We start from the raw sequence: 7,871 nt of genomic DNA, 5'->3' as shown, positions 1-7,871 counted from the left end.
GATGCCAATTGTCATAAATTTGTTCATGGTCTCCTCCTGTCTCCGTTCGGTTTCAGTAGATGTTTAGCATCTATCCCTTGGCGCATCGACGCCGTAGAAGGGAGAGGGAGGAGACCATCTCATCGAGTTCCATCTCGGCCAGCGGAGCTGATTTAATCTCCCAGGGTCGAGACGGAGCTTGCCCTCGGTGGAGTTGCATCTGGGCATCGCTGCAACCTGGCCTGTTGCCGAGGCGTGTCCCTGCGCCGAGGCGCAATTTCGTTCAATACAGGGGAAGCCGTACAGGCCAACATGCCGACCATGGGCGCTGAAGCGAGCGCGTGGTGGAGTGAGTGCATGTTGACCCTGGTTTGTTCGATGTTGGCGTTCTCCCTGGTTGGCTCCGTTGCCCCAGGGCCGGTTTGCGTGGTAGCCGTGGCGGCTGGTGCTCAGGCTGGCTTATGGCGGAGTTCAGCTTATGTGCTTGGCGCATCGCTGGGTTACACGCTTATGGTTCTGCTGGTAGGCCTGGGTCTGCTCGGCAGTCTGCAGCACCAGCCGCAGCTGGTGCGGGTTTTAAGCTGGCTGGGCGCGGGCTACCTGCTGTACCTTGCCTGGCGCCTTGCCACCGCGCAGGTCGCGTTGGCGGGCAGCGACGCAGCAGATCAGGTGCCCGGCTTCTGGGCCGGTGCCCTGGCCCAGTGGCTTAACCCCAAGGCGTGGTTATTTTCCACGTCCGGCATTGGCCTGTTTGTCAGCGGCAACCCCGCCAGTACCCAGACTTTGCTGCTGTTCTGTATGCTGTCGCTGTTGATGTGCCTGCTCGGTGTGGGTAGCTGGGCCTTGGCCGGTCATCTGTTGGGGCAACGGCTTCCGGGGGCGAGAGCCATGCGTTGTTTCAATCGCGGTATGGCGGCGCTGCTGGTGGTCAGCGTTGCGGTGATTCTGTGGTATTGATCAAGGGGTAGCATTAGCCATGTCTGAACATTTCCTGCAGCGCAGCCCCGCGCTGCCCTTTGTCGAGCTACGTCAGGCTGACCGCTCCAGCGCGTGCTATCAGCAACACACCCACGATGAATTCTCCTTCGGCGTGATCGATCAGGGCCACACCCTGTATCGCAATCGCGGCAAGGCGCAACGCATCGGGGCAGGCAGCATGGTCACGGTCAATCCGGGGGAGGTGCATTCATGCAACCCGGCGGCGGGGCTCTGGTCTTACCGCATGTTGTTTCTGAATGCGGCGTGGCTGGGCGAGTTTCAGCGCGAGTTGCTCGGCGGGAGCGCCGATTATCGGTGCTTTCCGGCCACTACCAATGCACGACCGAACGCCGTGAAGCAGTTTGATCAGCTGTGCGCCAAGCTGCTCGGCGGCGATACCGCGCTGGCGGCGGAAACCGGGCTGATCGAGCTGCTGCAGCCGCTGTTCGGCGCAGCCACAGCGGTTGTGCCGGGCAGGCACCCAGGCGTCCTGCTGGCGCGGGATCTGATCATGGATCAACTCGATAGCAATCTGCAGCTCGATACCCTGGCTGGCGTCGCGGGCCTCAATCGTTATCAGCTGATCCGCAGCTTCAAACGCGAATTTGGTCAGGCGCCGCATGCCTTCCAGCTGGATGCGCGGATCAAGCTGGCACGGGTGAGGTTGCGCCGAGGCGATTGCAGCCTCAATGCCTTGGCGCTGGATCTGGGCTTTGCCGATCAGGCGCATTTTCAGCGCCACTTCAAATTGCGTACCGCGCTGACGCCTGGGCAGTACCGCGCGTTCTACCGCGCGGCCTGACATCAGCGGCTACAACAGCTCGATATGGTCGCTGTGAATACTGATCTTTTCCTGCTTCAGCAAGCCGCCGATGGCCTTCTTGAAATTGCCCTTGCTAACGCCAAAGGCGCGGCTGATGGCTTCCGGCGTGCTCTTGTCACTTAGCGGCAGGGTGCCATCGTTGTCCAGCAGCTTCTGCAGGATCTGATCCTGCAGTTGATCGGCAGCGGCAGCGCCAACGGGTTGCAGGCTGAGGCTGATCTTGCCGTCGGCGCGCATCTCGCGAATGTAGCCCTGCTCGCGCTGACCGCCGCGCAGGAACTTGAAGGCTTCGTTCTTGTGCACCAGGCCCCAATGCAGCCCATTGATGATTGCCTTGTGGCCCAGGTCGGTGCGCTCGACTATCAACAGCTCGACCTGCTCGCCGGCCTTGTAGCGCGCCGGCGTCTTGTCGAGGTAGCGATCCAGGCGGCTGGTCGCGATCACCCGGCTGGTATGCTTGTCGAGATACAGGTGCACCACGGCGTAGTCACCCACTTCCAACGGTTTTTTCTGCTCGGAGAAGGGCAGCAGCACGTCCTTGGGCAGGCCCCAGTCGAGAAATACCCCGACGTTGTTCTTGGCGATCACTTTCAGGCTGACAAAGTCGCCTACCTGAGCCTTGGGCTGCTCGGTGGTGGCGATGATCTTGTCTTCGCTGTCGAAGTAGATGAATACATCCAGCCAGTCGCCCACTTCACTGGGCTCATCCTTGGGGATATAGCGCTTGGGCAGCAGAATGTCGCCATCGTTGCCACCATTGAGATAGAGGCCGAACCCGGTATGTTTGACGACCTGCAGTCGGTTGAAGCGCCCTATATCGGCCATGCGTATATTCCTGATCTGATGAGCGCGCATTGTAGCAGGCCCAGGCTTGCGCTCGCAGGGCCTATTGCTCTGGTTTGGGTGGCAGCAGCTCTGGCACGCTGCGGGTTTCGATCTGGTCGGAATCGAACAGGGTTTCCAGCTCGGCGCGGGCTTCGCGGGCGGTCTGCATTACCGCGGCGGCATCGTCATACACCCGATGCTGGGCAGCCAGCACCTGCTCATCGTGCTGCCGAAAGCGGGTAATGCGCGAATCGGCCTGAGCGTCGCTCAGGCCCAGGCCGGTGAGCACCTGTTTGCTCATTTCCAGGCTGGAATGGAAGGTCTCCCGCACGGCCAGCGCGCCGAGGTCGATCAGCTTGTGCACATGCTGACGGTTGCGCGCGCGGGCAATAATGGTCACCTGCGGGTAAAGCCGCCGTACCAGTTCGGCTGTTTTCAGGTTGGTGTCGGGATCATCGGTGGCGATGATGAAGAACTCCGCCTTGTCGACCTGGGCGGCGCGCAGGATCTCCGCGCGCAGTGGGTCGCCGTAGAAGATCGGCATATCGCTGCTCAGGCTGCGCGACAGCTCTATGCTGTCGACCGAGGTCTCCAGCCCGATGTAGGGAATGCCCTGCGCGCGCAATACACGGGCAATGATCTGCCCCATGCGGCCCATGCCCGAGATGACCACGCGGGGCGTGTCGGCATCAATTTGCTGATATTCCTCGGGCACGCTTACCGGAACAGGTTTGGCTTTGACCAATTGCGATAGCAGCAGAATGATCAGCGGCGTAATGGCCATCGACAAGGTAATCGCCAGCACCAGTGTGCTGTGCATCTGCTGATCGAACAACAGCTGATCGCGGGCCATCTGGAACACCACAAAGGCAAACTCGCCGCCTGCGGCAAGCACCACCCCCAGGCGCAGGGCGCTGAGGCGGTTCAGCCCGCCGGCCGCTCTGCCAACCAGATAGATGAGCGGCAGCTTGCAGCCGACAATCAGGACGGTCAGCAGCAGCACCGCAGCGGGACTGTCACGCAGCAGGCCGATGTCGGCGGTCATGCCCACGCTGATAAAGAACAGTCCCAGCAGCAACCCCTTGAAGGGCTCGATCTGTGACTCCAGCTCGTGGCGGTACTCCGAATCGGCCAGCAAGAGCCCGGCCAGAAAGGCGCCCAGCGCCATGGAAACACCCACACTCTGCATCAGCCAGGCGGTGCCTATCACTACCAGCAGGGCGGTGGCGGTAGAGACTTCCTGCAGTTTGGTCTTGGCAACGATGCGAAACACCGGGCGTAGCAGATAACGGCCGCCTATGACGATAATGGCGATACTGCCGGCGATCCGCACGAACTGCTCCAGATTGCTGCTGCCGTCGCCGCCGGTTGCAGCGCTGCCCAGCAGCGGAATCAGGGCAATCAGCGGAATGGCGGCGATATCCTGAAACAGCAGTATGGCAAACGCAAGACGCCCGTGCGGGCTGGTCAGTTCCTTGCGCTCGGCCAGAATCTGCAGACCAAAGGCGGTGGAAGAAAGCGCCAGCCCCAGTCCCAGCACCACGGCGGTATTGGCCGGCTGATCCAGCCCCAGGTAGGCGACGCCGCCAATCACGCTGCCGCACACCAGGACCTGGGCCAGGCCAACGCCAAATACCGATTTACGCATTACCCAGAGGCGCCGGGGCGAAAGTTCCAGGCCGATGATGAACAGCAGCAGAACAACGCCCAGTTCGGAGATGTGGCTGATATCTTGCGGGTGATCGATGAGGTTGAGCGCCGATGGACCGATGACCACGCCCGCCAGCAGGTAGCCGATAACGGCGCCCAGTCGCAGCTTTTTGGCCAGGGGCACCGCGGCGACCGCCGCCAGCAGAAACACCACGGCAACCTGCAGAACGCTACTTTCTTCGTGCATGGGCAATCCGGGTCAAGGTGTCATGCGCCAGGGGTCGGGCGCATGATGGGTAAAGGGAAAGGCGCTTGGCTGACGATATACCGCAGCCGGCAAGCCGGGTGGCGGCACTCAGCGGCGGACCTTTTTCAGCGTTTCGGCAATCATGAAGGCCAGCTCAAGTGACTGGTCGGCGTTCAGGCGTGGATCGCAATGGGTGTGGTAGCGGTCCGACAGGCCGTCTTCGGTCACCGGTGTGGCGCCGCCGATGCACTCGGTCACGTTCTGTCCGGTCATCTCGATATGAATGCCGCCGGCCCAGGTGCCCTCGGCGTGGTGCACGGCGAAGAACTGCTCCACCTCGGCCAGAATGCGGGCGAAGTCGCGCGTCTTGTATCCGCTGGAGGCCTTCATGGTGTTGCCGTGCATCGGGTCAGAGCTCCACAGCACTTTTTTGCCCTCACGTTCTACTGCGCGCACCAGTGCCGGCATGTGCCGCTCTACCTGGTCGGCGCCCATGCGCACTATCAGGTTGAGTCGGTCATCGCGGTTGTCTGGGTTGAGCCGATCAATCAATCGCAACAGGTCGTCCGGGTCGGTGGTGGGGCCGGCCTTGATGCCGATGGGATTGTTGATGCCACGCATGAATTCGACATGCGCACCGTCGAGCTGACGGGTGCGGTCGCCAATCCACAGCATGTGCGCCGAGCAGTCAAACCAGTCGCCAGTCAAGCTGTCGCGACGGGTGAACGCTTGCTCATAATTCAGCAACAGCGCCTCGTGAGCGGTAAAAAATGCCGTCTCGCGTAACTGCGGGCTGTGTGCGTTGTCGAAGCCGCAGGCGCGCATGAAGGCCAGGCTTTCATCGATGCGGTCGGCCAATTGCTGAAAACGATCGGCCATTGCAGAGTTGGCAATGAAGTCCAGATTCCATTGATGCACCTGGTCCAGACTGGCAAAGCCGCCCTGGGCAAAGGCGCGCAGCAGGTTCAGTGTGGCGGTGGACTGGTGGTAGGCGCTAAGCAGGCGCTGCGGATCCGGTGCGCGGCCATCAGCCTCGAAGGCTATATTGTTGATGATGTCGCCGCGGTAAGCGGGTAAAGTCACGCCGCCCTGGGTTTCGTCATCGGCCGATCGCGGCTTGGCAAACTGGCCAGCCATGCGGCCTACCTTGACCACCGGGCAGCCGGCGGCAAAGGTCATGACTACAGCCATCTGCAACAGGACCTTGAAGGTATCGCGAATCTTCGGCGCCGAGAATTCAGCAAAGCTCTCGGCGCAGTCGCCCCCCTGCAGCAGAAAGGCACGGCCATTGATGACCTCGGCAAACTGCCGACGCAGCTCGCGGGCCTCGCCGGCAAACACCAGCGGAGGATAGCTGGCCAGACTCTGTTCTACCGCCAGCAGGGCTTGCGGGTCGGGGTAGGTGGGTTGTTGCAGTATGGGTTTGCTGCGCCAGCTGTCGGGGGTCCAGATTGCTGTCATGGGTTCTTCTACTTGAATGCGGTCAATGGGCTCGTGATGCTGAATGGTAGCGCGGGCGATGGGGGTTAAACAGCCTATGGGCTGGATCAATCGTTTTTATCGCTTCCTGCTCAGCCAGCCCGCTGCGTTGGCAGAGAAGGAACTCGAACGCTGCCAGGATGATTTCGGTTCGCTCTGGGTGAGTGAGCAGGGTGAGCTGCGTTATCTCTATTTTGGTACCGAAACCGAGCAGAGCTGCGGCTTGGTGGATAATCCTGCCTGGCTGGAGTACGACTACACACGGGCCATGCTGTTGGCCGGCTATTGGCGTAGCCAGGCGCCGCAGGTGCTGCTGATGGGCCTGGGTGGCGGCACCTTGGCCAATGCTGTACTGGAGTACCTGCAGCCGCAAAAAATGATCGCCGTTGAGCTGCGTGCCAAGGTGGTGGAGCTGTCGCGCCGCTGGTTTGGCCTGAGTAGCGACCCGCGGCTGGAAGTGGTGGTCGCGAGCGCTGACAGTTATCTGGCCAACCGCGAAAACAGCTGCGACCTGCTGTTCCTCGATCTCTACCTGGAAGGAGGCATTGCCCGGCTGCAATTGCAGGCAGACTTTTTCGCTGCGTGCCGAGCGGCGTTGCGCCCGGGTGGTCTGCTGGTGGTCAATCAATGGCAATTGGGACAAAGCGGCCAGCCCTACGCGGCCAGCCGCTTGCGCCGGTTATTTGGCAGCCATTATCTGCAGGTGGAAGTGGAAGAGGGCAACATCATCCTGTTTATTCCGCAGGCCGGTGAATTGCCGCTCGAGCTGGATGCCATGCGCCAGTGGGCAGATAGGATGGAGCCGCAACTGGGTTATTCGCTGCGCCCCTATATCGAGTCACTGCGGCGCGCCGGCGAGGCGCCCGACTTGCTGGAGCCTTAAACCGCCTGCGCCATCTGCTGCCCAGTGAAGTGCAACAAATCGCCGCACCGGCGGCATTGATACCGGCGACCTTTCCTGACCAGCGCGTGACGCTGCGGCGTGAAGGGCATGTGGTCGGGGCAGGCGCAACGGTAGAGATAGCGTGTAGCGCGGCGCCTTGCTACCTCGTAGTTGTGGCAGCGGTTGGCCGGCAGGCGGAACAGGCCACTCATGACGCCGCGCCACTCCGGGCCATGCGGCCGAATACGGGGCCCGTAGACCAGGTGCGCGATCAGGTGCGCAGCTTCGTGTGGCACCGTCTGCAGCAGAAAGTCCTCGGTATTGTCGCGGTACATCTGACCGTTGAAGCGCAGCAGATTGCGGTTCAGATAGGCTACGCCCGCGCGTTGGCCGCGCAGATCCAGGGTGATATCCGGGCGGGGAAAGGGGCGAGAGAAGTGCTGCTCGGCGAGCTGATAGCAGTCTTCAAGGCGGGCAAGAATACGGTCCATGGCGCCAAGTATAACGTCGCCAGACGTTGGCCAGAAGCGGCTTCAGGTCAGAAAACGCTATTGTCCAGACCTGCGGCCATGTAGAGCCCGAGCTCTTCAGCTTGCTGCAGGAAGCTCTCCTGCCAGTCGCCCTTTAAGGTCAGGGGCGGCTGTACCCAGTTCCAGCGCAGACCGGTGACTATGGATTCCACCGCCCGACGGGTGCCGGTGCCATCCATGCCAGCGCGGATATAGAGCGCACAGGGCAATCCCTGCTTCTGCTCCAGCACGGGATAATAACTGCGATCAAAGAAATCCTTCAGTGCGCCGCTCATGTAGCCGAGGTTTTCGGTGGTGCCCAGGATGATGGCGTCGGCTTTCAGCACATCGTCCGGGCCCGCGTCGAGTGGTGACTTGTAAATGACCGCTACATTTTCAACCTCGCAATGCCGCGCGCCGCGCAGCACCGCTTGCACCAATGCGCGGGTGTTGTCAGACGGGGCGTGCGCGACTATGAGTAGGGTCTTGCTGCTCATC

General features: G+C 61.4%; 8 protein-coding genes and 1 pseudogene. 3 read left to right on the top strand and 6 right to left on the bottom strand.

Going from position 1 to position 7,871, the window contains the following annotated elements:
• Positions 1–336 precede the first annotated feature (336 nt).
• The gene (locus V7756_RS14550; RefSeq protein ID WP_335610915.1) at positions 337–936 is read left to right on the top strand and encodes a LysE family translocator; all 600 of its coding nucleotides are present in this window, start codon (positions 337–339) and stop codon (positions 934–936) included.
• 19 nt (positions 937–955) lie between these two features.
• The gene (locus tag V7756_RS14545; protein WP_335610914.1) at positions 956–1,759 is read left to right on the top strand and encodes an AraC family transcriptional regulator; all 804 of its coding nucleotides are present in this window, start codon (positions 956–958) and stop codon (positions 1,757–1,759) included.
• Positions 1,760–1,768: 9 nt separating this feature from the next.
• On the opposite strand, the gene V7756_RS14540 is transcribed toward V7756_RS14545, so the two are convergent.
• The 4 genes and pseudogenes from V7756_RS14540 to V7756_RS14530 all read right to left on the bottom strand — a co-directional run bounded on the left by V7756_RS14540 (position 1,769) and on the right by V7756_RS14530 (position 5,963).
• The gene (locus V7756_RS14540) at positions 1,769–2,605 is read right to left on the bottom strand and encodes a CvfB family protein (protein WP_335610913.1); all 837 of its coding nucleotides are present in this window, start codon (positions 2,603–2,605) and stop codon (positions 1,769–1,771) included.
• Between the two features lie 61 nt (positions 2,606–2,666).
• The gene (locus tag V7756_RS19130) at positions 2,667–3,389 is read right to left on the bottom strand and encodes an NAD-binding protein (RefSeq protein ID WP_442909010.1); all 723 of its coding nucleotides are present in this window, start codon (positions 3,387–3,389) and stop codon (positions 2,667–2,669) included.
• Positions 3,378–4,502 (bottom strand): annotated as a pseudogene (locus V7756_RS19125) (monovalent cation:proton antiporter-2 (CPA2) family protein); the annotation flags it as partial. The gene V7756_RS19130 and the pseudogene V7756_RS19125, both read right to left, overlap by 12 nt.
• Before the next feature lie 108 nt (positions 4,503–4,610).
• Complete coding sequence (locus tag V7756_RS14530) at positions 4,611–5,963, bottom strand: class II 3-deoxy-7-phosphoheptulonate synthase (protein ID WP_335610911.1); 1,353 nt, start codon at positions 5,961–5,963, stop codon at positions 4,611–4,613.
• Positions 5,964–6,039: 76 nt separating this feature from the next.
• Here V7756_RS14530 and V7756_RS14525 point away from each other — a divergent pair, with 76 nt between their 5' ends.
• Positions 6,040–6,864 carry a methyltransferase domain-containing protein gene (locus tag V7756_RS14525; RefSeq protein WP_335610910.1) on the top strand — a complete coding sequence of 275 codons (825 nt, stop codon included), beginning with the start codon at positions 6,040–6,042 and terminating at the stop codon, positions 6,862–6,864.
• Here V7756_RS14525 and V7756_RS14520 read toward each other — a convergent pair.
• Positions 6,861–7,355, bottom strand: a complete 495-nt coding sequence (locus V7756_RS14520) for a SprT family zinc-dependent metalloprotease (RefSeq protein WP_335610909.1) — start codon at positions 7,353–7,355, stop codon at positions 6,861–6,863. The two genes, V7756_RS14525 and V7756_RS14520, sit on opposite strands and share 4 nt — an antisense overlap.
• A 47-nt stretch (positions 7,356–7,402) precedes the next feature.
• Positions 7,403–7,870 (bottom strand): flavodoxin family protein, encoded by a 468-nt coding sequence (locus V7756_RS14515; RefSeq protein WP_335610908.1) that lies wholly within the window; start codon positions 7,868–7,870, stop codon positions 7,403–7,405.
• Position 7,871 lies beyond the last annotated feature (1 nt).

It is taken from the genome of Halopseudomonas sp. (genome assembly GCF_036961105.1).
In the GTDB taxonomy this organism is placed as follows: Bacteria; Pseudomonadota; Gammaproteobacteria; order Pseudomonadales; family Pseudomonadaceae; genus Halopseudomonas.
This window is presented reverse-complemented; position numbering and strand designations above follow the sequence as displayed.

Bases quoted from the DNA above. Each gene is read 5' to 3' on its own strand.
- V7756_RS14550 (WP_335610915.1), top strand. From the start codon at position 337: ATGTTGACCCTGGTTTGTTCGATGTTGGCGTTCTCCCTGGTTGGCTCC.
- V7756_RS14545 (WP_335610914.1), top strand. From the start codon at position 956: ATGTCTGAACATTTCCTGCAGCGCAGCCCCGCGCTGCCCTTTGTCGAG.
- V7756_RS14540 (WP_335610913.1), bottom strand. From the start codon at position 2,605: ATGGCCGATATAGGGCGCTTCAACCGACTGCAGGTCGTCAAACATACC.
- V7756_RS19130 (WP_442909010.1), bottom strand. From the start codon at position 3,389: ATGGCCATTACGCCGCTGATCATTCTGCTGCTATCGCAATTGGTCAAA.
- V7756_RS14530 (WP_335610911.1), bottom strand. From the start codon at position 5,963: ATGACAGCAATCTGGACCCCCGACAGCTGGCGCAGCAAACCCATACTG.
- V7756_RS14525 (WP_335610910.1), top strand. From the start codon at position 6,040: ATGGGCTGGATCAATCGTTTTTATCGCTTCCTGCTCAGCCAGCCCGCT.
- V7756_RS14520 (WP_335610909.1), bottom strand. From the start codon at position 7,355: ATGGACCGTATTCTTGCCCGCCTTGAAGACTGCTATCAGCTCGCCGAG.
- V7756_RS14515 (WP_335610908.1), bottom strand. From the start codon at position 7,870: ATGAGCAGCAAGACCCTACTCATAGTCGCGCACGCCCCGTCTGACAAC.